21 protein-coding genes are annotated in these 24,422 nt (G+C 42.8%); 10 read left to right on the plus strand and 11 right to left on the minus strand.

The window, feature by feature from the left end; translation table 11 throughout:
- Positions 1-35: 35 nt before the first annotated feature.
- The 4 genes from V7K73_RS08365 to V7K73_RS08380 all read left to right on the plus strand — a co-directional run bounded on the left by V7K73_RS08365 (position 36) and on the right by V7K73_RS08380 (position 7,430).
- Positions 36-320: a hypothetical protein gene (locus V7K73_RS08365; RefSeq protein ID WP_334878899.1), complete on the plus strand. Its 285-nt coding sequence runs from the start codon at positions 36-38 to the stop codon at positions 318-320.
- Between the two features lie 146 nt (positions 321-466).
- Positions 467-1,879, plus strand: coding sequence for an efflux RND transporter periplasmic adaptor subunit (locus tag V7K73_RS08370; RefSeq protein ID WP_334878901.1), 1,413 nt, complete (start codon positions 467-469; stop codon positions 1,877-1,879).
- Between the two features lie 232 nt (positions 1,880-2,111).
- Positions 2,112-5,345, plus strand: a complete 3,234-nt coding sequence (locus V7K73_RS08375) for an efflux RND transporter permease subunit (RefSeq protein WP_334878903.1) — start codon at positions 2,112-2,114, stop codon at positions 5,343-5,345.
- Between the two features lie 390 nt (positions 5,346-5,735).
- Positions 5,736-7,430 (plus strand): alpha/beta hydrolase, encoded by a 1,695-nt coding sequence (locus tag V7K73_RS08380; RefSeq protein WP_334878905.1) that lies wholly within the window; start codon positions 5,736-5,738, stop codon positions 7,428-7,430.
- Positions 7,431-7,458: 28 nt separating this feature from the next.
- Here V7K73_RS08380 and V7K73_RS08385 read toward each other — a convergent pair whose 3' ends face one another.
- The 7 genes from V7K73_RS08385 to larC form a co-directional block, all read right to left on the minus strand.
- Positions 7,459-7,689 carry a hypothetical protein gene (locus V7K73_RS08385; RefSeq protein WP_334878907.1) on the minus strand — a complete coding sequence of 77 codons (231 nt, stop codon included), beginning with the start codon at positions 7,687-7,689 and terminating at the stop codon, positions 7,459-7,461.
- Positions 7,690-7,776: 87 nt separating this feature from the next.
- Complete coding sequence (locus V7K73_RS08390) at positions 7,777-8,016, minus strand: hypothetical protein (RefSeq protein WP_334878909.1); 240 nt, start codon at positions 8,014-8,016, stop codon at positions 7,777-7,779.
- 16 nt (positions 8,017-8,032) lie between these two features.
- The gene (locus tag V7K73_RS08395) at positions 8,033-8,848 is read right to left on the minus strand and encodes a sulfite exporter TauE/SafE family protein (RefSeq protein WP_334878911.1); all 816 of its coding nucleotides are present in this window, start codon (positions 8,846-8,848) and stop codon (positions 8,033-8,035) included.
- 242 nt (positions 8,849-9,090) lie between these two features.
- The gene (locus V7K73_RS08400) at positions 9,091-9,939 is read right to left on the minus strand and encodes a 3-keto-5-aminohexanoate cleavage protein (protein ID WP_334878913.1); all 849 of its coding nucleotides are present in this window, start codon (positions 9,937-9,939) and stop codon (positions 9,091-9,093) included.
- 57 nt (positions 9,940-9,996) lie between these two features.
- Entirely contained in the window at positions 9,997-11,886 is a 1,890-nt protein-coding gene (glmS, locus tag V7K73_RS08405; RefSeq protein ID WP_334878914.1) for a glutamine--fructose-6-phosphate transaminase (isomerizing), read from the minus strand.
- A gap of 451 nt (positions 11,887-12,337) precedes the next feature.
- On the minus strand, positions 12,338-12,583 hold the full coding sequence (gene psaC, locus V7K73_RS08410) for a photosystem I iron-sulfur center protein PsaC (protein ID WP_012411495.1): 246 nt from the start codon (positions 12,581-12,583) through the stop codon (positions 12,338-12,340).
- A 779-nt stretch (positions 12,584-13,362) separates the two neighbouring features.
- On the minus strand, positions 13,363-14,649 hold the full coding sequence (gene larC / locus V7K73_RS08415; RefSeq protein WP_334878916.1) for a nickel pincer cofactor biosynthesis protein LarC: 1,287 nt from the start codon (positions 14,647-14,649) through the stop codon (positions 13,363-13,365).
- A 160-nt stretch (positions 14,650-14,809) separates the two neighbouring features.
- On the opposite strand from larC, the gene V7K73_RS08420 reads away from it, so the two are divergent.
- Positions 14,810-15,469 (plus strand): L-threonylcarbamoyladenylate synthase, encoded by a 660-nt coding sequence (locus V7K73_RS08420; protein ID WP_334878918.1) that lies wholly within the window; start codon positions 14,810-14,812, stop codon positions 15,467-15,469.
- A 395-nt stretch (positions 15,470-15,864) separates the two neighbouring features.
- Complete coding sequence (locus tag V7K73_RS08425; protein WP_334878919.1) at positions 15,865-17,085, plus strand: HetZ-related protein; 1,221 nt, start codon at positions 15,865-15,867, stop codon at positions 17,083-17,085.
- A gap of 112 nt (positions 17,086-17,197) precedes the next feature.
- Here V7K73_RS08425 and V7K73_RS08430 read toward each other — a convergent pair whose 3' ends face one another.
- Both V7K73_RS08430 and V7K73_RS08435 read right to left on the minus strand, forming a co-directional pair.
- Positions 17,198-17,839 (minus strand): MvaI/BcnI family restriction endonuclease, encoded by a 642-nt coding sequence (locus V7K73_RS08430; RefSeq protein ID WP_334878920.1) that lies wholly within the window; start codon positions 17,837-17,839, stop codon positions 17,198-17,200.
- 108 nt (positions 17,840-17,947) lie between these two features.
- On the minus strand, positions 17,948-18,730 hold the full coding sequence (locus V7K73_RS08435) for a DNA adenine methylase (RefSeq protein WP_334878921.1): 783 nt from the start codon (positions 18,728-18,730) through the stop codon (positions 17,948-17,950).
- A gap of 276 nt (positions 18,731-19,006) precedes the next feature.
- On the opposite strand from V7K73_RS08435, the gene V7K73_RS08440 reads away from it, so the two are divergent.
- The 3 genes from V7K73_RS08440 to V7K73_RS08450 all read left to right on the plus strand — a co-directional run bounded on the left by V7K73_RS08440 (position 19,007) and on the right by V7K73_RS08450 (position 20,893).
- Complete coding sequence (locus tag V7K73_RS08440; protein ID WP_334878923.1) at positions 19,007-19,213, plus strand: DUF751 family protein; 207 nt, start codon at positions 19,007-19,009, stop codon at positions 19,211-19,213.
- Positions 19,214-19,336: 123 nt separating this feature from the next.
- Positions 19,337-19,756: a 30S ribosome-binding factor RbfA gene (gene rbfA / locus V7K73_RS08445; RefSeq protein ID WP_334878925.1), complete on the plus strand. Its 420-nt coding sequence runs from the start codon at positions 19,337-19,339 to the stop codon at positions 19,754-19,756.
- 900 nt (positions 19,757-20,656) lie between these two features.
- Positions 20,657-20,893: a DUF4327 family protein gene (locus tag V7K73_RS08450; protein ID WP_012407481.1), complete on the plus strand. Its 237-nt coding sequence runs from the start codon at positions 20,657-20,659 to the stop codon at positions 20,891-20,893.
- A 526-nt stretch (positions 20,894-21,419) separates the two neighbouring features.
- Here V7K73_RS08450 and V7K73_RS08455 read toward each other — a convergent pair.
- Positions 21,420-21,773, minus strand: a complete 354-nt coding sequence (locus V7K73_RS08455; protein WP_334878926.1) for a hypothetical protein — start codon at positions 21,771-21,773, stop codon at positions 21,420-21,422.
- Between the two features lie 1,034 nt (positions 21,774-22,807).
- Between V7K73_RS08455 and V7K73_RS08460 the strand changes: the two genes are divergently transcribed.
- On the plus strand, positions 22,808-23,713 hold the full coding sequence (locus tag V7K73_RS08460; protein WP_334878927.1) for a cation diffusion facilitator family transporter: 906 nt from the start codon (positions 22,808-22,810) through the stop codon (positions 23,711-23,713).
- A gap of 30 nt (positions 23,714-23,743) precedes the next feature.
- Here V7K73_RS08460 and V7K73_RS08465 read toward each other — a convergent pair whose 3' ends face one another.
- Positions 23,744-24,148, minus strand: a complete 405-nt coding sequence (locus V7K73_RS08465) for a response regulator (RefSeq protein WP_334878929.1) — start codon at positions 24,146-24,148, stop codon at positions 23,744-23,746.
- Positions 24,149-24,422 lie beyond the last annotated feature (274 nt).

Here is a 24,422-nt window from a genome sequence, read left to right on the forward strand (position 1 = left end):
TTGGTAATACTAATTATTAAAAGAAGCATAGTAATATGAACAGGTTCTCTCTAGATGACCTCACAGCACAGCATCAACTAGTAACTCCAGTTATTCAACAACTCGATCAAACTAACCTCACCTACACACAAGACCAGATTGATAGTTTGTCTGGAAGCCTTTTGTTTGTAGCTTGTCTTTGTGTTGCAGCAGTCTTCTTCTGTATCGGAGTTGGGGTTGGAAGGCGGCATACAAGACATCACCAACTAATAGGAATTCGGCTACGGCAAATTCAAACCTTAGAAAGAATTTGGCAAATGACGGCTAAAGGCAAAGATTAAAGCCTGTCAAAAATAATCTCAAACTTCACTGATCTAGGTGAAAAAATTCTGCAATTTATACCAATTTTAAAAATATTTCCGACAGATTCAAACCTGGAAACCCAGATTTAATCTGAATTACGAATCTTGACGGAGTTAAGTATTTTATGTCAATCGATCACCCAATTATATCTGCATCTTCGGACAAAACTGAGGATCTGAACAAGACTGTTACAAACGGCTCTGGTTCGGGCGTAACGTCAGTGTCTACAGAGCCACGTCCTACTGAAGAAACCTCTACTAAACCTCCTATAAAACGGAAATCATGGCTGGCGGCAATACTTGCGATTCTTGTGCTTGGGGGTGGGGGCTTTGTGGGCTGGAAATTATTAGGTAAACGAGAAGCCCCGCCACCACCACCACCGCCTCTGCCAGTTAAGGTGCAGACAGTTGAATCGAGTCAAGTTCAATCTACCTCTGAGTTTGTCGGCACCTTGGAAGCCCAAGAGCGCGTTTCGCTTCAGCCGCAAGTTCAGGGGCGAATCGAACGCATATTTGTATCTAGTGGCGATCGCGTCACCCAAGGAACCCCAATTGTATCTCTAAGTTTAGATCAGACTACAGCCAATATCTCCAGTGCTGTTGCTGTGGTTAACTCCAATCGGGCGGCTGTAACAACCGCCCAGGCACAGCTAGAAGCCAAACGAGCCGATGAAGTCAAAGCCGCCGCAGATGTAAAATTACAGCAAGTGCAGTTCCAGCGAACCAAAATGCTTGTAACTGAAGGCGCACAGGCAAAGCAAGAACTCGATATTGCTAAAAATAACTTAGATGCAGCGATCGCCACCCTAAATGCTGCCAAAAAACAGGTAAATGCCGGACAAGCAAGTATCAATCAGGCACTATCGAACGTGCAGCAAGCCCAGGCTCAAGTTGCCTCAAGTCAAGTTAATCTGAACCAGAAGCAGGTGGTTGCACCGCTTGCTGGGATCGTTGGCGATTTCTCCGTCAAAGTGGGCGATTATGTGAATATTGGCGGCAACTTGACCACAATTACCAAAAATGATCTCCTGGATATGCGAATTTTGGTGCCGTCTAACAATGCTGCCCAACTGCGTCAGGGATTAGCTGTAGAACTACTAGATGCCAACACAGGTAAGCGTTTAACCACCGGCAGTATTAACTTTATTTCGCCACAAGTGAATACAGCTGCCCAATCTATCTTAGTCAAAGCTCGATTTACTAATTCAAATGGCAAATTGCGGGATGGGCAATATGTCCGCGCCCGGATTATCTGGAGCCAGCAGACGGGGATTTTGATTCCAATTCAAGTGGTGAATCGCATTGGCGGACAGAATTTTGTCTATGTGGTGGAAGAAAACAAGTCAAAAGAAAAGGTGGTGGAAAAAGACAAGTCAAAACAAAAACCGCAATTCGTTGTGCATCAAAAACCTGTGAAATTGGGTGAAGTGCAAAGCGATCGCTATCCGATTGTAGAGGGAATTAAACCAGGCGATCGCATCGCGGTATCTAACATTCTCAAACTGCGAGATGGCGCACCCGTCCAACCACAACCTTAAACCAATTCGCAATTCGCAATTCGCAATTCGCAATTAAGGTTTGTGACTCTTATTTAGATCCCGTCCCAAAACGTTCTGCCTGTAGAGACTCTTGACTTAAACCGCCAAAGTTCGTTAAAAGTTAATCCCAAATTGAAAAAAGAATGCCACACCTAGTTAGGTAAAAGTCAGTCTGAGCAAGACTTTCTCAATCCAAAATCTAAAATATAAAATCTCAAATGGTACAATTATCATGTCGATCGCAGATACCTTTATCAAGCGACCTGTCTTATCAACAGTTTGCACCATACTAATCTTGCTAATCGGTGGCATCTGTATTCCTTTATTGCCGATTAACAACTTACCGGAAATTGCACCGATTCAGGTACAAACCTCCAGCACCTATATTGGCGCAGATGCCCAAACCGTTGAAGATACCGTATCAACCTTGGTTGAGCGGCAAGTAAACGGGGTTGAGGGGATGCAGTACATGACTTCAAGCAGTGGTAACGACGGTTCCAGCACCATTTCAACTCAGTTTGACCCAACGAGTAACCGTAATATTAACCAAGTTAACGTGCAGAATCGAGCTGCGATCGCCCAACCAACCTTACCTGAGTCTGTGCGGCAAACTGGACTGACCACCCTAGCACGTTCTAACAGCATTTTGCTAGTTTATGGCTTCTATGCCGAAAATAGCGAGTACGATAACATCTTTTTGAGTAACTATGTTGACCTCTACATCACCGATGAGATCAAGCGCGTCCCTGGTGTAGGAGATACCAGACTGGTTGGAGAACGCCAATATGCAATGCGGCTGTGGCTTGACCCAAACGCTTTAGCCAGTCGGGGCTTGACGGCAACGGATGTCAGCAGTGCGCTAACTTCTCAGAATGTGCAGGTGGGGGCAGGGTCGATCGGTCAAGCGCCCACCAAGGCAAATCAGAAATCAAATTTTCCGCTCCGAATCAATAGTAGATTAAAAGATGTCAAGGAATTTGAGAACCTGGTGATTAAGTCCCAAGCCGACGGGACGCTGGTTAAACTCAAGGATGTCGGACGAGCCGAGTTAGGAGCGCAGGACTATACAACTTCGGCACTGGTACAAGGCAAAGCCGGCGCTGGGATGTTGATCTATCAACTTCCGGGCAGCAATGCGCTGAATACTGCCAAAGCCGTGGAAGCCAAGATTGCAGAGTTAGAGAAAAACTTTCCCCCCGGTTTGAAAGCCGTCATCGCCTACGACACTACCAAGTTTGTGGAAGTGTCAATTGAAGAGGTGGTCAAGACGCTGATGGAAGCGATCGCCCTCGTGGTGGTGGTGATTTTCATCTTTTTGCAAGATTGGCGGGCGACGATCATTCCGGCGATCGCTGTTCCTGTATCCTTGGTTGGTGCATTGGCGTTTGCTTATGTCCTGGGCTTCTCGCTCAACACCTTGACGATGTTCGGATTAGTACTAGCAACGGGTTTGGTGGTAGATGATGCGATCATCGTCGTCGAGGGGATTGCTGCCAAGATGGAACAAGGCTTAGACCGCCGCCAAGCTGCTTTTGAAGCGATGGGGGAGCTTTCCGGCGCGGTGATTGCTACTTCGTTGGTGTTGATGGCGGTATTTATCCCGGTGTCCTTTTTTCCGGGCGCGACCGGTATTATGTATCGGCAGTTCGCACTAATCATTATCTTTTCTATCGGTATTTCTTTATTCAATGCCCTGAGTTTCACCCCTAGTATGTCTGGACTGTTCCTGCATCATGTCGAGGGTGAAGGGCGAGGTCCACTGGGCTGGTTCTTTCGTCAGTTTAACCGGGGCTTTAGCTGGGTGCTGAAGCAATACGAGAGTTTGACCAAGTTCTTGATCCGCATCCGCATGTTCGTAGTCGGGGTATTTATCCTCGGACTTGCAGCAACGGTGTTTATTTATATGTCCGTCCCCAGTGGATTTGTACCAGATGAGGATCAAGGTATTATTGTCGGTCTAATTCAGGCTCCCGATGGTGTTTCCCTCGCCTCCACCGAAAAACTGACGCAGACTGTGTATAAAACCCTGGAAAAAGAAGTGCCTGAGATGGCAGCGTCTCTGGTCATTGGCGGCTTTGGTCTAAACGGCAATGGGCCGAATCAGGGGACGTTTTTCTTTAACCTGAAAGAGTGGAAAGACCGCCAGGGTGAAGAACATACAGTGAAGGCGATCGTGCAACGGCTGAATGGCATCTTCGCCCAAAATCAGGATGCAATGATCTTCACTTCTAACCTCCCCGCCGTCTCTGGCTATGGCGTGACGGGCGGTTTTGAATTTCAGCTGCAAGATCGTACCAACGGACAACTGAGTATCGATCAATTTTTGGCGATCGCGCAACAGCTAATTGCCAAAGCTAATCAAAATCCCGCTTTGAGCCGAGTGTTCACTCAATTTACGTCTAGCACCCCTCAGTACCAGATTGACATTGACCGCGATCGCTTAGAAGCCCTCGATGTGGATTTTAGTCAGGCAATGAATACCCTGGGCGCTTACATGGGTGGGCAGTATGTCAACGATTTTACTTTCTCCCAGCGCAGCTACCGGGTATACATCCAAGCAGATGAACAGTTTCGTAACTCTCCAGACAATATTGGTCAAATTAATGTCCGTTCCAGAGGTGGTAATCTGGTGCTGCTGAATGAAGTCGTCAAAGTGACTCCGATTACAGGGCCGCAAACCATCAGCCACTTTAACTTATTCCGCTCAATCAAGATTCAAGGCAGTGCAGCCCCCGGTTACAGTTCTGGGCAAGCAATTGAGGCGATGCAGCAGGCATTTAAGGAGATAGACCAGCCCGGTTTGGGTTACGACTGGACAGGGATTTCCAGAGAAGAAGCCAAGTCTGGCGGACAAACGATTCTGATCTTTGGTCTTGGGATCGTGGCTGTGTTTCTCATCTTGGCAGCCCAGTACGAAAATTACATCGACCCAATCATCATCCTACTAACTGTGCCGTTTGCAATTTTAGGCGCGTTGTTATTCGTCTCAGTGCGCGGGTTGGTCAACGATTTGTACTGTCAGGTGGCGTTGGTGATGTTGATCGGTTTAGCGAGTAAAAACGCGATTTTGATTGTAGAATTTGCCAACCAATCGCGGGAAAAAGGAATGACCATCGCCCAAGCTGCACTCCATGCAGTTGAACAACGGTTACGCCCGATTTTAATGACCACAATTGCTGCCCTGTGTGGGTTCATTCCCCTAGTGGTGTCATCCGGCGCGGGTGCAGCCAGCCGGGTGTCGCTCGGTACGGCAGTGTTTGGCGGCTTATTCGTCTCCGTGATCATGAGTCTGCTGCTGGTGCCCGTCCTTTATGTGGTGGTCAAAAATCTTACAGACTTTGGCTCTAAAGGTAAACCTCCTAAGCCTCCCGAATCGCCTGAACCTACTCCATCTGGGGATTTACCCTCTTTGAATGGAAAAGGTCAAGTAACAGTCGTCAAGTCTCAGGGAAATGCCCCTGCTTAACTCTTGAGAGCGATCGCACCACACGCTAAAAATCAAACAAATAAGTCAAATCCTTTTTCCTTCTAGTTTGTTTCTTGAAAGCGATTAGGATGCGTTCTCCGAAGGAGTTGCCGCAGGCATCGCTCTCAAACTTGACTTCCAATACCATTTCTATACAAGTACCCTCTCTACGAACGCGAACAGCCTGTTGCAGACAGATGCTTTTGTAGCTTGGTTCTTTGCAGGAGTACGCGGACTCGTTGGCGGCAGCCTAAGAAGAGAAGACGCTGCGCTATCGTCTAATCCAAAATCTAAAATTGAAGCGGGGCGGGGCATGTATCAAAAAACTTTTTTAATCCAAAATCTAAAATCTAAAATTTGCCCAGTCAAATTACTCATTCACACGATGCTATGAAACTTAAAATTTCTTCTTGGGTCGGTACCACTATCGGGCTGTTGAGTATGGGAATGATGCCAGCTCTCGGTGCTGAACAAATAAAATTTTCTTACAGTCTTTTAGAATTTTCTCTTCCTGTTACTGATTTAAAAACTTATGCTCAAGAAGGTAAAATTAGCAGTGAACTAGCATCATATAAAAAGTACCTCAAACCAGAGGATATTACTCAACTGCGTCAGGTTTTGAATGAAAAAGAAAAATTAAGTCCCGTAGCAGTCTCTCAATTTCTCTACTCAGAAATTGGAGAATCAATGTTAAAATCTGCGGGTGAATTGATTCAAACAGATTCAAGACAAAACGGTTTTTATGCAATTCGGGCGGCGTTGATTCTAGCGGCGGCTGATCCACAGGGATTAACACTCCTGAATACGATGCGCTACTTCCCTTCACAGAGTATTCGGATTAACTCCCAAGAGCTTTTTGCACTGATGAATAAACTTTCAACTCTGAACAAGGAGACAAATCAAGCTCTCTCTGTAATTGATCAACAGTCTACTACAGAAGCATCGACTGAACCACCTGTAGATATCTCAAAATTACCCCAGTTATACAACAAGTCAGGGCCATTTTCTTGGCAGAAGAGAGCGATCGCGTTTGTGGATACTAATCGTAAATCCCTGACTGGAAGTATTAAAACTAGAGTCATTCAGACAGATATCTATTTACCTGAAAGTCAATCATCCGCACCAGTTGTAGTCATTTCTCATGGACTAGGTTCCGATCGTGATAGCTTTGCTTACTTAGCAGAAAATTTAGCATCCTATGGATTTGCTGTTGTTGTTCCTCAGCATCCTGGTAGTGATTCTCTGCAAATGGAAGCACTACTCACAGGGAAAAGCCAACAAGTATTTGCAGACACAGAATTAATTGACCGACCTTTAGACGTAACTTTTGTGCTTAATCAATTAGAGCAGCGGTCAACATCTGATCCCTGGCTACAAGGAAAAATCAACGTTCAAGAAGTCGGTGTGATTGGACAATCTTTCGGTGGTTATACAGCCTTAGTCTTAGCTGGCGCACGCATCAATATTAATCAGTTGCACAAAGATTGTAAATCTGAACCCGATCCGGTCAATATGTCGTTGTTGTTGCAGTGTCGTGCTTTAGCACTGGGAAAAAATTCTCCTGATTATGAACAGATACAACAAAACTTAAGCAACCTAGATTTACGCGATCGCCGAGTCAAAGCTGTGATTGCTCTGAATCCAGTCACGAGTAGTATTCTTGGGCAAACCGGTCTGAGCCGAATCGAAATTCCCGTAGTCATTGCTGGTGGAGCCTCAGACACGTTTACTCCCGCCTTGTTGGAACAAGTACAAGCATTTTCCTGGTTGACTACCAAAGACAAGTATTTGGGTATTGGTGACAAAGGAACTCATACTGATTTGATTGCTGGTGTGAGTAGCGTAGTTTTACCATCTTCTAACCGTTTCTCTGGTTTCTCTGGACGTGAGCCAGAATTGGGACGTATTCGTTTTCAGGCTTTTAGTACAGCTTTCATGAAAGTATATCTTGCTCACCAGACTGAATATCGTCCGTTTCTAAGTACATCTTATATGAAAAACTCAAATCGTGATGAAGCAGTCAAGGTCTATTTCGTCAGGTCGCTACCACCAGGATTTCCCCAAGGATTAGTTCGTAAGAAATGAGAATTAAATAATTAAGTATTCTTTCTTTTTACTTTTTACCCAATTCGCTGGGTTTAAGTACCTCGGTTCCAAAAATAAGCATGTCATTATTAGATTTCTTAATTCGTCCCACCAGATTTTTAATTTCTGCTTTCCAGTGATACTGTACTTTGTCGTACATTTTTACAGCAGTAAATTTATCAAGAGAAACTACCAAGCCTTTACCAAGATAGCCACGACGGGGAAAGTGGTAAACAATATCTTTTGCTATAGGACTCATATCTGATTTTTGAACAAGATTTCAGATAAAACCCTGATAAAACGGGCTTTTCAGTCTCAGTATGTTTTCAGAAATAAAATCGGAGTCCTATATTGTCTCTAACCTATCATCGCGTTTTATTACCTCAGTTTCGCGGGCAAATTTCCTCTCTAGCTTTGCTTGCTGGGTGTCATCAAGGTTTTCATCTTCGAGAATTTGATAAAATTCCTCACTTAAATCCTCATTTTGAATCAGTACTTCTGGTACTCGCTTCTGGTAAAACAGGGAGACAGTTGCGATCGCGCCTAAAAATAAACTCAAACCAAAGAACACGCTATAGCTTTTCATCTTGAAGTGCGAAAATTTACATTTTCAAAGCTTTTAATGACATATAACCAGCTAAAATAACCAACAAACATGTAAATAAATATCTAACTAAATTATCTGACAATTTTGGCAGCAGCCTAGCACCGTAATTTGCGCCCAATAACGAGCCCACCCCCAACATCAGTCCTGGCACTATCAATACATTAGTAGAATCTGCGATTACATAACGACTAACTGCCCATAAGGAAATTAATACAATCGCTCCGTAGCTGGTTTGTACAGATTGCTTGATTGGCATTTTAAGAAGCAGAACTTGCAGGGGAACCATGATAATACCCCCACCTACTCCAAACAAACCAGATAAAACTCCAGCTACCAGTCCAATGCCTTGAGTTTTTAAAGTTGGTATTGTTGAATCTCCTGAGGATTGAGATAATTCAATTAAGTCGGTTTTTTTCTCGTCTTTTTGAAGTTTGTTTTTTAAGTTAATCAGCCAGATTGCAGTTATCTGAAGAGCGGAAAAACTCAATAATAGCCATTTACTAGGTAAAGCGCTAGCGATGCTGACTCCTATTTCGGTTGTTAGCATGGCAGGGAATGTTAATAAAAAAACCGTTTCAAGTTTAAGTGACTTTATTTGCCAATTCTGGATTGTCCCAGAAATTGCGCCAAGGGTAATTGCAACTAAGCTAGTTGCAACAGACTGAATTGGTGAGGCTCCAACTGTTGCAAGCGCTGGAACATAAAGTAACCCGCCTCCAATACCCAGGAGGGCAGAAATAATTCCAACAACTATGCCAATCGGAAACAAATGTAACACGCTGAAAATACTGCTAACACTTACTTGTGTCATGGTAAGAATCTTTGAAAAAAAGAAGAGTATGGGGCATCTCAAGGGAGCAATTGACAATTCGCAGTTCACAATGATTGGTATATGGGGAATTGCGAACTGTCAATTGAGTAAGTAGGGCAATTAAAACAATTCACAATTCGATGCATTCTTAATTCGCAATTACATTTTGTGATGGGGATTTAGCTTAGGCTTCAATTCGCGCTGCTTGATAGAAGCTATGCTACTTTTACCCCCACCACTTGTTAAATAACAGAAACGAATTGTTGCTGTGGCGACTGTTGCAGCCCGAGGATTTCGCGAGCTAGATCGGGTGTTGCGATCGGACGCCCTACTTTTTCGCAAAGACCTCTTAAGTTAGCCACTAATTCTGCATTTGATTTCGCTTTTTGTCCCTTACTGACATAGGTTTCGTCTTCAAATCCTGTGCGAATATGCCCACCAAGTAAAGTGGCTTGCTCTGCTATAAAAGAGTTATACCGACTGCCACTTCCCAATGCTGTCCAGTGAGACGTTTCTGGCAATTGTTTAACCATGTACTCCATATCTTGAGAGGTCGCTCCAATCCCTGAATAACTTCCTAGAATTAGGAGAAAATGAACCGGCTCTCTTAAGATGCCTTTTTCCAGTAATCCTAAAGCTGTTCGGATGTCTCCTATATCGTAAAGATCGCATCTAGGAATAAGCCCTAAACTGTAAATACGCTCGATCTGATCTTTGACCTCAGATGGCGGGTTTAGGAGAACTGTTTGTTCGTCAATATTCCGTGTTGACAGGTTGAGCGCGCACATTTCAGGCTTGAGTTCTGGCTTATTGCCCCACATTGCAGCAGATATTTTTACCAGATTACCCCGTTCAAATTTTACAGGTCTTGGCATTAACCTATCTGTTCCACGCGGGGTGATTTCGATGATGGGAGTAGGAACAATCTGTTTGATCTGAGAAATTGTTTCGCAATATCGCTCTGGCTCAAAACATTCTTCGCCATTATTGTCGCGAACGTGCAGGTGTATAATAGCCGCTCCATTTCTAACTGCTTCTTGTGCAGATTTTGCTTGCTCTACTGGCGTGAACGGAACAGGAGCTATAACCATGAGGAATTGCACATTGGGTTGTAGTAGCGTTTAAACGCTACTACCTCTATTAATAGACTATTCCACCGTTACAGACTTGGCCAAATTTCTTGGCTGATCGACATCCAAACCGCGACGGGCGGCAATATGATAAGCCAATAATTGTAAGGGAACTACGGAAAGAATCGGAGAAAGTAATTCTTCTACATGAGAGATGGGAAGAAGATCGTTAAAGATTTCCGCAGCTTCGCCATCGTTGACGGGAGTCACGCCAATTAACCGAGAATCTCTGGCTTTGGCTTCTTGGGCATTTGAAATAACTTTTTCGTACACATTACCAGGGATTGCGATCGCAACTACTGGTACTTTCGCATCTAATAGAGCGATCGGGCCATGTTTCATTTCTCCCGCCGGATACCCTTCGGCGTGAATATAGCTGATTTCTTTTAATTTCAACGCCCCTTCTAAAGCAATAGGAAAGTTAATTCCTCTTCCGATAAAAATGAAATCTTTGGTTTCGGCGAATTCGTGGGCTAGCTGTTCAGTTAAACGTTCTTGACTTTCCAAAGTTGCTTCAATTTCTTTAGGAATTTGCCGCAACCCATTAATAATTTTCTCTAAAATATCTTTTGAAACTGTCTGACGACGAGCCGCTAAATCCAATGCCAATGCATAAAATGCCATCAATTGAGCGGTAAAAGTTTTCGTCGCCGCTACCCCAATTTCAATTCCCGCTAGGGTACTGATGATATGCGGTACCAAATGACCAAGGCTACTTTCAGGGCGATTAGTAATACCTAGTAATCGCGCTTGATATTTAGCTTCTTTTCCTTGGCGACGTTCTTTTTCCATCGTCAAAGCTGCTAGGGTATCAGCAGTTTCACCTGATTGGGTAACGCCAATAATCAACGTGTTGGCCGTTACGGGTGATGGTGCATAGCGATACTCAGAAGCGTAATGTACCTGAGTTGAAATTCCTGCTAGTTGTTCAAGTAAATATTTACCAATTAATGCTGCGTGCCAACTCGTACCACAGGCGACGATCTGAATTTGTTCTAAATCGTTGTAGAAATCTTTAGGTAAACCAAGATTGATGGGCGATTCGCTAGATTCGCCTGGATTAAAATAAGCCTCTAAACTAGCTCTTACTACCCCTGGTTGCTCATGGATTTCTTTGAGCATGAAGTGTTTGAATCCCTGCTTTTCTACCATTGCAGGGTTGAAGTTGAGCAGCCGGGGTTGTTTTTTCAACCTGTCGCCAGCAAAATTGTAAATCTCAACGCCCAAAGGTGTGAGGCGGGCAATTTCGCCATTTTCTAAAGGTAGCACTGCACGGGTGTAGGCAACGATCGCTGGCGTATCAGATGCACAAAAGAACTCCCCTTGCCCAAAACCAATTACCAAAGGTGCTTGCTGGCGAACCACAATCAATTCATCGGGGTAGTCAGCAGAAATAACTGCGATCGCAAATGCCCCTTGCAAGTGGTTAACTGCTTGGCGAATTGCCTCTAATAAGGGGGATGAAGCAGATGAGGGAGATGAGGTGGGAATATTCTTTAAAAATTCTGCTATCAGATGGGGAATTACTTCTGTATCGGTTTCAGAAAGAAACTTGTGTCCTTTTCCTTTGAGTTCCTCGCGTAAGTCGCGGTAATTTTCGATAATGCCATTTTGCACCACCGCGACTCGCTTTGCCGTATCCATGTGGGGATGGGCATTGTACTCTTCTGGTTTACCATGAGTTGCCCAGCGTGTGTGACCAATACCAATCTGGGCAGGGGCTTCTATTTGTTCGAGTTTAGAACGCAAGTTATGCAGTTTGCCCTTTGCCCGCACACAATTAACCTCACCTTCCCAAACAGTAGCGATTCCAGCCGAATCGTAGCCCCTATACTCTAGTTTTTCCAGCCCAGCCAGTAAAATGTCTGTCGCCGCTTGAGTGCCTATATATCCAACGATTCCGCACATTGTTCACACCACTTTTTTTCAGGATGATTAGATCCAGTATAGTTGGTAGCATAAAGTAGACCTTTTGCAAATAAAAAAGGGAGTAAATTACTCCCTCTGCCACTAGGTATTTTTAAAGATGCTTGCTATTAAGCTATTAAGAAACTTTTAGGAATTACGCAATAACCCTCTAAAACTCCTATCCCAACTCTTGGAGACGCACTCGCCTTCGCGGTTCGTCTTTTCCTAATTTTGCGTAAGTCCTGACTTTAAAAGTTTTAAACACTGAGTTCTGAGTCCTGGGTGCTGAGTGAAGAATCAAGAAATTGTTTTTTTGATTTACTTCTTTGACCCCAAGACTCAGAACTCAGCGAGAACTCTGAGCAAAGCAAAGGCTTGCGCCTCAACCCTTCTGGAAGAACGGTTGGGCAGTAGACCCGCATTGCGGAAGTTCGGTGATGCACTGAGCTTTTTAGTAAGCCAGACCCATACTGCGAGTTGTTTCAGCCCCCAGGTAAACCCGGATGCTCAAAAAGTCGGTGGGACAAGCGGTTTCGCAACGCTTACAGCCCACACAGTCTTCTGTACGGGGTGAAGAGGCAATTTGAGCAGCTTTGCAGCCATCCCAAGGAACCATCTCCAGTACATCAGTAGGGCAAGCGCGGACGCATTGGGTGCAGCCAATGCAGGTATCGTAGATTTTTACGGTATGAGACATTGAAAAAACCGCTCCTTCCGAGTGTTCTTCTCTGCGAAAGAATCATAATCAACGCATAGTTTACCGCAGTGGTTGATAGGCCGTAATCAAAAGGCTACATAACTTCAAACAATGTAATAAGCACGCTTGATAAATGGTTTTTGCGAGGTTGCCCCTATTGCTTTATTAATTAGCAACATCATAGGAGCGTACTTATCCCACTTCATTACCATAACAGAGTTGAATCGTAAAGATTAATGAAACAAAAGTTAATCTTTAAGGCTAGCCCCAACTCTTGGAGACGCACTCGCATTCGGGGAAGTCAAAAGACTTAAAGGCTCTCTCCTTAGAGGTTGAATGAACAAGTCTAATTTATTACTAGCCTTGGCGGTTAGAAACCGCGGCTACACAGACAAAACCTGCCTCCGCAGGTTAAAAACCCTTGATTTTGTTATTAGTCCACGGAGGTGGACTTCGTTTGTGTAGTAGCGTTCGCGTCAGCGTGCCGGAGGCTCTATTTTATTCGCCCAAAACTTGTTCATTCATCCTCTTAAACGAAGTGAGTTCAAAGTGTATTTTCCATTTGAGAACCGCTATATTTAAACCTTATCTAAGTTGAGAACCGTAGTTTTCACCCTCTTCCTAAATCCCTCTCCCAAATGCTTGAGAGGGAGTTTGAAATTGTGGCTCCCGGAATTCCATATCTGGGATTCGGGGTTGGGGGATGAGGGCAAATCCTTTTGATCATGGAAGAACTAGAACTATAGGTTTCAAGATAGACGTGGTTTAAGAAATTTGTATCAGCCATTGACTAAATACCAACGCTGTAGCGCCAACCGTTGAATTTCGCGCCAAGGAATATTATGTTTTCGAGCTAACTCTGCACAATCTTCATATTCTGGCTGCACATTTGCAATAACTTTTTCTGCTGATTGTCCTTTCCATGCTATTTTGACACGGACTTTGCCATATTCAATTTCGACTTGTTGAATTTCTCGTTGTAAAATGGCGCGTTGCTGAGTTGTTCGGCGAATGCCCAAAGTAGTGGTTTCGCTGAATATAACCGCTTCACAACTGAGTAAATTTTCTGGATGACAAATCACAGTCAGCAAAATCCCTGGACGGGACTTTTTCATAGCGATCGCTTGGGTAAAAACATCTACTGCACCAGCCGCAAACAACGCCTCAAACACATAGCCGATCGCTTGCGGATTTAAATCATCAATTTGAGTTTCTAGTACCGAGATGGTTTCTAAATTTGAGCTACTATCTTCAAAATCACTGAAATTCGACTCTAAACTTGCGCTTTCACCCACCCAAAGGCGTAAAATATTGGGAATGGGTAAATTTATGGTTCCTGCTCCCAATCCTATTTGCTTGATAGCGAAGGCAGGTGGTGAACCAAAATCTCTTGCCAAAGTAGTAGCGATCGCCGCTCCTGTTGGTGTCACCAGTTCTTTGTCAATGCCATTGCTATAAACTGGACAACCCCGCATTTCCCAGAGCTTTAATACAGCTGGTACTGGTACCGCCATCTGACCATGTGCAGCCCGAACAGTGCCGCCACCAGTCGGGAACGCCGAGCAGTAAAGTAAGGGCAATCCTTCCTCATTACTCTCAATTCCCAACCAATCCAACCCCAGACAAGTACCCACAATATCTACGATCGCATCTACAGCACCCACCTCATGAAAATGAACTTTTTCAGGAGAAATGCCATGCACTGCCCCTTCTGCTACTGCTAGCTGTCGGAATACCGCCAAACTCCAAGCTTCTGCCCGTGATGGCAACTTTGCTTTGAGGATCATCTGCTCTATTTCAGGGAGGTGGCGTGTGCGATCGTGACTATGTTCGTGATCGTGGTGATGGTGGTGGTGGCGATCGTGTACTAAATCCACATGGACTTTAGTCGCCTGCTGACCATTCCGTTGAACAAATTCTGCCCTTAACTGATATTCCTGTTCAATACCCAACCCATTGAGTTTTTCAATTAAATACTCCACAGGAACACCCAAACTTACCAAAGCACCCAGGCACATATCGCCAGAAATTCCTGTCGGACATTGAAGATAAGCAATATTATTCATAATAAATTAGTCATTAGTCATTTGTCATTTGTCATTTGTCATTTGTCATTTGTCATTGGGTATGGGGGATTGGTCAATAATCAATAGTTCTTCTTCCCCTGCCCCCTGCCCCCTGCCCTCTGCCCCCTGCTCCTACTCCCCACTCCCCACTCCCCACGTTATGGCAAAAATTTTCCCAGTTCATCCGGATAATCCTCAAGTTCGCCGAATAGAGGAAATAAAGTCGGCGCTTTCTAGTGGCGCAGTTATGCTTTACCCTACTGATACAGTTTATGCGATCGGTTGTGATTTGAATGCCAAGTCGGCGGTAGAACGAGTGCGGCAAATTAAACAGCTAGCAAATGATAAACCACTGACATTTTTATGTCCCTCGCTTTCAAATGTGGCAACTTATGCCTTCGTAAGTGACACAGCCTATCGAATTATGAAACGCCTAATTCCAGGGCCATACACGTTTTTGCTCCCAGCGACTAAATTAGTACCGCGATTGGTGCAAAGCCCCAAGCGGAAAAGTACTGGAATTAGAGTCCCAAACCATACTGTGTGTTTGGAGTTGCTGGCAGCTTTGGGCAATCCGATTATTTCAACATCAGCACATCTGCCACCAGATGAAGCAGATAATGGCATGATTCGGATAGATCCAGAAACGATTCAGTCGCGGGTAGAGCTATTTGATCGTTTGGACAAGTTGGTAGACATAATTGTAGATACTGGCGAAGAACCTACTTATGAAGTATCTACCATCTTGGATATGACGGGAGACGAAGCAATAATTTTACGGAGGGGTTTAGGTTGGGAAGCAGCAGCAGCATGGGTATAAGAATTAAACTTCACAGGCGCACCTCTTCGTTTCGGAAATTGTGATAAAAGCGACTCCAGTTTTTAAATTGTCATATTTTACGCCGATGTCTACGACAGCACAGATCCAATAACAGGATGGTGGCAACAGTTGGTACAACAAGGGATTTGACAACTTTAAGAAAATGGCGGGTACTTGTGTCCTAGCGTCAATGTGGTTACTTGTGAAAAAACCGACACATTGCGATAACTATAACTCTCTGGTATTTCCTACAGTTTTATATATGAGCTTTAAATGTGAACATTACATACGGCAAGCCTTAATGGATGAATGCCTAAAGATTCGTAAGCCAAGGCTTTGCTTGATTGCTGTGTCTGCGTTGTAATTACGGTGCAATACTACTCCCTGGAAAAGTCATGAAATCTAACGTCGTTAATCTACCAAACTCTACACCCATTTTTGATAACCACCTTTCGACTGAAGAATTTTCAGACAGCAGCAGCGAAACCTTGATTGAATTGCTGTGTCAGGAAATGCAAGCCCAAGTCAAAGCAGCACCCAGGTGCGTAGAAGCTTTAGCAAACCGCATAGCCGTAGAAGTAGAACGCATTTGCGATAAAAGCTCCCGTATCCAAACATCTGGGGAAATCAAATCCTGGCAGATTACGTTGGGAAGGCATCGGATGCACAAATGCTTACGTTACTACCAACTAGGTTCAAAACAAGGGCGGGTGGAATTACATAGCAACTTGGGTGCTATGGTTTACCGCCATGTAACTATATCCGGCTCTGAATTGGGTTTTGAGGCTCGTTACAGCCTGATTGAAGATTTTTTACAAGCATTTTATATCGAAGCTATCAAAGCTTTCCGCAGAGAAAACGAACTACCTAACGATCACACACCGCGTACTCAGCTGCAATTAGCTGAATATATGGCTTTTACAGAGCAGTATGCCAAACGCCGGATCAACTTACCTGGTGGTGCAAATCAGCAATTGATTATTTTGCGGGCCCAAGGTTTTGCTCGTCGTCAGCCGCAAGAAACTACCGTGGATATTGAAATGGCAGTAGAGTCTGCTAAAGGTGAAGAAGCAGAATCTTACCAGCGTAACTCGGCGGTGCAACAGCTGCGATCGCAAATGATCGCCCAAACTAATTTTGATCCATCCGAAGAGTCAGAACGCGATCGCGTCATCACAGAATTGATGAAATATCTGGAGTCTCAAGGCCAATCTGACTGTATGAACTACCTCAGTTTGAAACTCCAAGACCTTTCAGCCCCAGAAATTGACCAAATTCTCGGTTTAACCAGCCGTCAGCGCGATTATCTCCAACAACGGTTTAAATACCACGTAGAAAAGTTTGCCAAACAACACCATTGGCAATTGGTACATCAATGGTTAGGCGCAGGTTTAGAGCAAAAATTGGGTTTATCTTCCCAGCAGTGGGAAATCTTTGTGAATCAACTAACAGAACAACAACAGCAAATATTACAATTAAAAACTGCACGACAAAACGATGCTGCGATCGCTAAAACCATCAAATGCACCCCCAAACAGTTACAAAAGCGCTGGACTGAACTTTTAGAACTAGCATGGTCTATCCGCAACGGTCATACTGAAGCTCAGACAGGTTGAAGCCCAAGGAAAATCCCTGCGTTTCTCCAACTTAATCTAATTTATTAAAGATGTTTTTATAGATAACTTTCTCTGTAATCCGTCTACAAAAAACCTATTTCTATGGCTAGCATCAAGATGTAACAGGAAGCGGGACAGAGTGACCTTCTCCTAAAATATGCGCGACAAAACTTGTTCTAGCGTAAAAAGCACGCGAGATACTTCCATGCCCAGGCCCTTTTGTTCTTGGTTGTACAAGTACGCCCATTTTGCCACTTAGCTGTTCAAATCCTTGATTTTTAATAGTGTCTCGTACTAAGTCATAATCCGCTTTTACCTGAGCGTAGATTTCAGGATGATCAAGATCGAATGAAGCAACAGAATGTAGAAGCGAGCAGTTTTCGTTCTGATTTTCAAAAATTCGGGCAACAACTACAATTTTTTGTAGTTTCTTGAAAAGATGACTATCCTCAAACTCTTTAGCAGCAACTTCTATCGGGTCTATCATTGTAATTGCCATTGTCTCTTTAACCTTGAGTAGTTTTGTACGTTTATTAAGTACAAGTGGAACTACTTTAAGTTCCCAGCTTCCAAAGTTTGGGGATCGGGATGAGTTGAGTGGTAATCCTAGAAAACGCTCAATTGTGTGGCCAGACCAACCTTTATTTTTTTTACCTGCTTCATGCCAGACTGTAACGCCGTACTGAACTGCCAACTCTCGTAGGTCTTTACCTACAAGTTCGTTTAATCTTGTAAGCGCTTCTACTCGTTCCATAGAATGTATTGCTTGGATAGTAGTTTATAAAGATTCATCAAGCATTTGTAAAAAATCTCAGAATCTTTTTTGTAGGTATAACACTCCAAAAAACAATGAATGTTTTAATTATTTATATACCAATATTTCTTTAGCTGGTTTTCTATCACCGGTGCAAGATATTCGTCTTGGTGCATCCAAAAATTTAATTCTAAATCCTAGCTTTTCATACAAATCAACTATCCTAACTGTTGCTTGGTTAGAAGCTACTACAGTAGCAGGACATGATGCTAACCAAGTTGCTAATCTTACTTGGTCATCCCATTTAAAGTCTTCTTTACTATACTTAGTAAATTCAACATCATAGGGCGGATCTGCATAAATAAAATCTCCTTCTTTAATTGTTATTTTAGTGAAATCACCGCAGGAAAATTCCCAATTCTTAACAAGATTAGCATAGTGAGATAGGTCTCTTGTACCGTTAACTTTCTTATAATCACCAAAGGGTACGTTAAATTCACCCTTACTATTAAAACGGCAAAGTCCATTATAGCCTTGCTTATTTAAAAAATAAAATAACTCTGCTGCTTTTTTGCTATTCAATTCGCCAGACTTAATCAGATTGTTAAACTCCTCACGACATATATAGTAATATTCAGAGTCATTCTTCAATTCTAGTTCAATCACTAAACCTTTTTGTAACCATCTATAAAAGTTAATTAAGTGGGGATTAATATCATTAATTGAAGCTTTTACTGGTAAGAGACCTAGTGATATGGCCATGCCACCAACGAAAGGTTCAACCAGTCGAGTATATTCTTGTTTATCCCAGATTTCTTGAACTATAGAAACTAACCATCTTTTTCCACCAGCCCATTTCAATGGAGGTGTAAAAGTCTGTTGAACTTGCATTAATTATCCTCAAAATTAACAATGACAATATTTCAATAAGAAATCTAATTTTACATCCATTTACTTCAAAAATGGACGCGGGCTAGTTTCCTTGGGGATTTGAATTACCATTTACTTGCGATTTAACTGAAAATAATCGTGACTAAATAAAGCAAATATAACCGACGAAGTATATTTTATATTAGCTGGCTAATTTTCCAGCCGCATAGATTACAATTGAGTAGATAAAGCATATCAAAACAAACGTAAGTATATAACAAGGCAGTTTACATTCAGATGTTTGACGGATTTTGGGATAACGTCTTTCGCTACCCCCGGTACTTAATTAGTATCGTCTTAGGACTGTTTCTGAACACCTTTGCGCCGTTAGTGCCATTGTTGAAGCGTCCAGTCACCTTAATCGCTATCTTGGGTTTCTTTGTGAGCAGCCTAGTCTTCCTTACTCTCACCCTACGGGCAATGCTGGGCTTGAGTACAATCTAGACTAGCGCTATATCGGGGCTGTGTCCCACAGACGGTTGCTCTTGGCGTTGCTCCCGCTAACTACTGTCTACTCAACTTGCAGGTATTTTTGTTGTACAACCTCTGTGATGAGGCGAAATTTTTATGGCTACAAATCGTCGGGTTTCCCGCGTTGCTGAATTGATCAAACGGGAAGTTAGCCAAATGCTGCTCAACGGCATCAAGGATGACCGTGTGGGTACAGGAATGGTAAGTGTTACTGATGTTGATGTTTCCGGCGATCTCCAACACGCCAAAATCTATGTCAGTATCTATGGTACAGATGAAGCTAAAGCAGAAACAATGGCAGGCTTAAAGTCGGCTACAGGTTACGTCCGCAGTGAACTTGGGGCGCGGGTAAGGCTACGTCGTACACCAGAGGTACTGTTTCTCGAAGATCGCTCTATAGAACGTGGTAATAAAGTACTGGCACTACTAAACCAACTTAACGATCAGCGTCCCCCAGAAAATCTAGTAACAGTAGAAGACAGCACCGATCGAGATGATGAATCATTTGATGAATAAGTAACTGAAATAACAATGTAACTTCAGAACAATTAATCTCAGCAAATCCGCCAAACAATTTACAGACGTGACCAAATCGCGTCTGTTTTAATATGACTATAATCTACTTCAGGGATCGGTAGTTGCATATATACGTTTTTTGCTTGCCTTGGCTTCCGTGCCTACTCTACTATTCCTCTTTCCCTCTATCCCCAATACCCTTCGGTTAAGGAATTTCTTGCTTGAGGCAGGTTCTTAAAGCAGGGAGCAGAGGAGCAGAGGAGAAAGTCTTTCCCCCTCATCCCCCTGCCCCCTGCCCCCTTCAGGAAGTCCTTTACTCACCCTTCTACAGATGTTTATCCAAAGAAAACTGTGTAAGATTAGTGCTTAAATTAACAAAAAAATTACGGTTATATTTAAGAAATTGTTAACAGATACTGGGGTAAAAGCCTTCGTAGTGTACTTTAACCGTTATCTTTTGCAACACTTTATACCCTAGTATCTGACAAATATTCTTGTGTTGTTTACCCTTAGATAAATACCAGCAGTTCTAGATCCGGCTTTAAGGTGATTATTTGATATGTAAGTGATTGCGCCCTGAACCTCTGGACAACCGCCAAATCTTGCCTAAATATAGTAATGGCAAGACTTTCAGACTTGTTGGATTAAAACCATACAGTCGCCATAGCAGGTTAAGTTAACTACTCGGAATTTTTTTTGTAAAGCGGATTTTCGATAAATGTCAGGATTCGTTGACTTTCTTAACATTTCTTGAGATAATTTCAGGATATCTAGCGTCAAAATAAAAATAGTTCCGTATAGCAAACTACAAAATCTTAGCCACAAGTCTAATTTCTGTAATGTTTGTTCCTAATTATTAACGGGAACACTATCGTAAGTGTTAATTTGTGAGTAAAAAACATGAGTGTAAATACGGTGCCTTCTATCAATTACTACTCTCTCGATCTGATTCAAGACGAAGCACGCCGACTGGTGCAAAAGGGAATGATTAGCCGACAACAGCCAATATATACCCTCTGCCAATACATTCCAGCCAGAGAATGGGTTTGCGTTGAATGTGAATTAGAGAAATGTGACTTTTTGTTACGCGATCGCATTGGCGACCTAATTGGTCGTGAACAGTGGGACAACGACTAATCAATGTTTGATTTCAAATTTGGGATTGGGGGTTCATTTTCGATATGTGGATGTCACAATCAACGATCCTACGCCCAATCTGGGGGATAATCTCTGGTTTTTGATGAGCATTGCCCCATATAGAATCTTGCGTTTTTCATTACCCTAGAAGCATTGGAGTCTGAATTTATACAACTTTTCAAGTTAAAAAAGGCATCAGAACCATTTTTTCTGTATATCTGGTGCTACAGCTTGAGTCTAGTAAGTAGATTCTGTGACGTTCCTACATTTATCTAACAGGTAAGTGTAGGAACTTCACTTTTGACTGGCAATTCATTGCATCGCTTATTTTAGGGAAGTAATAGTCTGCTTGCTGTTCACAGCCAAAATCCGTCTTGAAAAGTTTGCTCCCGTCGGGCTAACCGTCACCAGTTGCGACAACACAGAGAGAACCTGGGGAAGCAACTGGCTCAATTTTCGCAAAATCCAAAATTTGTATAGTATTTTTTCTTAAATCTCCAAAAGCGCAGAAAAATTAAATAAACTATTATCCTACTTGCTCTAAGTAATTAGAAATGTCTTCAATGATGCGAGTAAGTTCAGCTTCAGTAGTCAAGCGGATGTTGACGTTGCGGACAGTCAGCAAAACTTTGGCTGCGAAGGGTGTTGGCCAGATATTAGGATTACAGAAAATTTCTAAAAATACTTCACCCGTATAACGATATTCTAGGGGAGGCTGGGGAGTTACTTTACCACCGCCAGGAGTGGGTTTAGCGGCCACAGCTTTCAGCCGCTCCATCAATTGATCTGTTGCTGCTTTTAATTCTCGTGCTGCTTGGGGTGAAAAACTGAAGGAGACAGAACCTTCAATTAGGTTCAATGTTAGAGGAATTGAAGACATATCTTTTTTTTAAAACTTCTTGATAAGTACTAATATTACCCGAAGAAGAGACGAAGCCCACTTTTTGGTTTTTGGTACTGATAGTATTCGTGATTGAAACTTGTCGTCTGAAGAACGAAACCCAACATTATCAAGGCTTTGTTGGGTAACACGAATGTTCAACCCAACCTACAAATCTTCAAAACCTACGCAGTATTGGAAACGGGGGGATTGAAGTAAGGGACTGATACCAATTCACGAAAACCTTGACATATAGGACTTACGCACAGGTAACGGAAAATCGAACCTTATTAGGCACAGAGAACACGGAGAAATAAGAGTTTGAGAGGTATTTTGCGTAAGTCCTGATATATATAGATTTATCGTAAGGGCTTGTCTTTGCCATGCCCTTACTTACTAAAGCAGGTGGACATAAACAAACCTAACTATGTAACGAAATTTAAAGGGAGCATCCCAATTTTGGCTTAAATCTTTTCCCTCACCCCCAGCCCCTCTCCCAAATTTGGGAGAGGGGAGACATCAATACTGCTCGGTTAAGGAAAGAAAGTAGGCTGAAACCCTTGAAATATCGTTGTCTATAATGCCCAAAAGAGGCTTAACCGAGCAGTATTAGGGAAGACATAATTCTAGTTCCTCGAAGTAAATGTTTTTCGATTTACCTGTTGGTTAAAGGTAGTAAATTAAACTTATAAGGCTCGTTAATTCTCCTGAGTAAGTACAGCTTACTGATGGTCGTCATTATCTTGTTGAATACAATTCGGTCTGACCTAAGTGGATGTATGAATAACAAAATTGATTAAAATATTTCTGGTATTAATGCTAAAAATCTGCTGTTATCTGTAGAGGTATTCTTGACATCTATAAAGCTTGTAGCTGTTATTAGTTATAAATAATCTCAACAAAATGGTATAAAACATAGAGCCTATAGAGAGACTTAATTCTTACTGCGTAAGACTTTGATACATTTTATTAGTGTCTATTTATGTTTTAAGTTTTACATTAGAAGTCATAGAACTTGATGTGATAAATTATCTATGATTTACGATAACCGCGCCGAAGTGCGAAAGGTTTTAATTATTACCCTACTGCTCAACCTGTTTGTAATGGGATTGAAAGCACTTGTGGGTTACTGGACTGGTTCGTTGAGTTTGCTAGCTGATGCCTTGCATAGTGTGACAGATAGCGCGAACAACGTTTTGGGATTAATTGCAAGTAAATTTTCTTCTCCACAACCCGATCGCGAGCATCCCTATGGACACACCAAGTTTGAAGCAGTAGGCGCTTTAGGAATTGCTTCATTTTTAGGAATAGCCTGTTTTGAAATTTTGCAAGGAGCGATCGGGCGAATTATCAAAGGTGGTGGTGAACCTGTGAAAATAGCACCCCCTGAATTGTGGTTGTTACTAATTGTGCTGGGTGTGAATATTTTTGTGGCGTTTTACGAACGGAGTGTAGGGAGACGGGTAGGTAGCTCAATTCTTATAGCTGATGCGACACATACCATGAGCGATATTTGGGTGACAATTTCTGTAATTGCTGGCTTGATAGGAGTTTGGCTAGGTTATCAATGGATGGATTTGGTATTATCTTTTCCTGTCGCCTTGTTGGTATTTTGGAGTGGCTGGTCAGTTTTAAAAGAGAATTTGCCTTGGCTTGTGGATCAAATGGCGATCGCACCCGAAGCAATTCATGCGATCGCTACTTCTGTTCCAGGTGTAATTAACTGTCATGATATTGCTTCTCGCGGTGTTCTTGGTCGTCAAGTCTTCATTGAAATGCATTTAATAGTAGATGCACCAGACGTAGAAACCGCTCACCACATCACCGAAGAAGTAGAAAGCCGATTAGAAGAACGATTCCATCCAGTCAGGATTTTAATTCACATTGAACCACCAGCCTATAAGTCTGAGCAAATTAGCTTTGAAACTGGAGCGAAGTAATCTAAAATTTGAAATCACTGCATCTTAGCGTTAACTCTTATAAGAAGCAATCAAATTAGCGACGATCGCAACTAGTTCTCCTGGATCAACTGGTTTTGCCACATGAGTTTGAAAGCCCGCTTCCAGTGCCTGACTACGATACTCGCTATCGCCATAGGCAGTTAAGGCTATAGCGGGGAGTTTTTCCCAAACATCGGACTTCAACGCCCGGATCTTGCGGATGAGAGTGTAGCCATCTTCACCAGGCATCGCAATATCACAAATCAAAACTTCTGGTTGCAACTCAGGTAATACTTTCAATGCTACCTCTGCCGATGCAACTGCCATGACGGTGGCTCCATCAGCTTCCAACACGGTAGTAATGTAAAAGCGGCTATCGTCATCATCATCAACTACGAGGATGTTTAAGCCAGCAAGGGGCAGAGCAGGTTCCATAACATCTCCATTAACGTTGATCGCATGAAAGTTATTTCTAATGAGTTGCTTGTTTTTTCTCAGTCACCACACCATTGGTAATTTTACTGCGATCGCGTCTATTTTCCTAAACAATAACTCAATTTGTCTAGCCGCCATCAACTTGATAGTTATAGGACTTACGCAAAATGACCAAAAAACGAACCGCAGAGGACGCAGAGAACACAGAGGAATAAGAGTTTGAGAGAATTTTTGCGTAAGTCCTGAGTTAATTATTCACTGGCATTTACTCCTC

Origin of the sequence: Nostoc sp. (assembly GCF_036916975.1) — a bacterium.
Classification (GTDB): domain Bacteria; phylum Cyanobacteriota; class Cyanobacteriia; order Cyanobacteriales; family Nostocaceae; genus Nostoc.

Excerpts from the sequence above, each read along its gene's own strand:
- V7K73_RS08395 (WP_334878911.1), bottom strand. The coding sequence starts at position 8,848 with ATGACACAAGTAAGTGTTAGCAGTATTTTCAGCGTGTTACATTTGTTT.
- V7K73_RS08425 (WP_334878919.1), top strand. The coding sequence starts at position 15,865 with ATGAAATCTAACGTCGTTAATCTACCAAACTCTACACCCATTTTTGAT.
- V7K73_RS08450 (WP_012407481.1), top strand. The coding sequence starts at position 20,657 with ATGAGTGTAAATACGGTGCCTTCTATCAATTACTACTCTCTCGATCTG.
- V7K73_RS08430 (WP_334878920.1), bottom strand. The coding sequence starts at position 17,839 with ATGGAACGAGTAGAAGCGCTTACAAGATTAAACGAACTTGTAGGTAAA.
- V7K73_RS08440 (WP_334878923.1), top strand. The coding sequence starts at position 19,007 with ATGTTTGACGGATTTTGGGATAACGTCTTTCGCTACCCCCGGTACTTA.
- glmS (WP_334878914.1), bottom strand. The coding sequence starts at position 11,886 with ATGTGCGGAATCGTTGGATATATAGGCACTCAAGCGGCGACAGACATT.
- rbfA (WP_334878925.1), top strand. The coding sequence starts at position 19,337 with ATGGCTACAAATCGTCGGGTTTCCCGCGTTGCTGAATTGATCAAACGG.
- V7K73_RS08465 (WP_334878929.1), bottom strand. The coding sequence starts at position 24,148 with ATGGAACCTGCTCTGCCCCTTGCTGGCTTAAACATCCTCGTAGTTGAT.
- V7K73_RS08455 (WP_334878926.1), bottom strand. The coding sequence starts at position 21,773 with ATGTCTTCAATTCCTCTAACATTGAACCTAATTGAAGGTTCTGTCTCC.
- larC (WP_334878916.1), bottom strand. The coding sequence starts at position 14,649 with ATGAATAATATTGCTTATCTTCAATGTCCGACAGGAATTTCTGGCGAT.
- V7K73_RS08390 (WP_334878909.1), bottom strand. The coding sequence starts at position 8,016 with ATGAAAAGCTATAGCGTGTTCTTTGGTTTGAGTTTATTTTTAGGCGCG.
- V7K73_RS08385 (WP_334878907.1), bottom strand. The coding sequence starts at position 7,689 with ATGAGTCCTATAGCAAAAGATATTGTTTACCACTTTCCCCGTCGTGGC.
- V7K73_RS08370 (WP_334878901.1), top strand. The coding sequence starts at position 467 with ATGTCAATCGATCACCCAATTATATCTGCATCTTCGGACAAAACTGAG.
- V7K73_RS08460 (WP_334878927.1), top strand. The coding sequence starts at position 22,808 with ATGATTTACGATAACCGCGCCGAAGTGCGAAAGGTTTTAATTATTACC.
- psaC (WP_012411495.1), bottom strand. The coding sequence starts at position 12,583 with ATGTCTCATACCGTAAAAATCTACGATACCTGCATTGGCTGCACCCAA.
- V7K73_RS08400 (WP_334878913.1), bottom strand. The coding sequence starts at position 9,939 with ATGGTTATAGCTCCTGTTCCGTTCACGCCAGTAGAGCAAGCAAAATCT.
- V7K73_RS08375 (WP_334878903.1), top strand. The coding sequence starts at position 2,112 with ATGTCGATCGCAGATACCTTTATCAAGCGACCTGTCTTATCAACAGTT.
- V7K73_RS08435 (WP_334878921.1), bottom strand. The coding sequence starts at position 18,730 with ATGCAAGTTCAACAGACTTTTACACCTCCATTGAAATGGGCTGGTGGA.
- V7K73_RS08365 (WP_334878899.1), top strand. The coding sequence starts at position 36 with ATGAACAGGTTCTCTCTAGATGACCTCACAGCACAGCATCAACTAGTA.
- V7K73_RS08380 (WP_334878905.1), top strand. The coding sequence starts at position 5,736 with ATGAAACTTAAAATTTCTTCTTGGGTCGGTACCACTATCGGGCTGTTG.
- V7K73_RS08420 (WP_334878918.1), top strand. The coding sequence starts at position 14,810 with ATGGCAAAAATTTTCCCAGTTCATCCGGATAATCCTCAAGTTCGCCGA.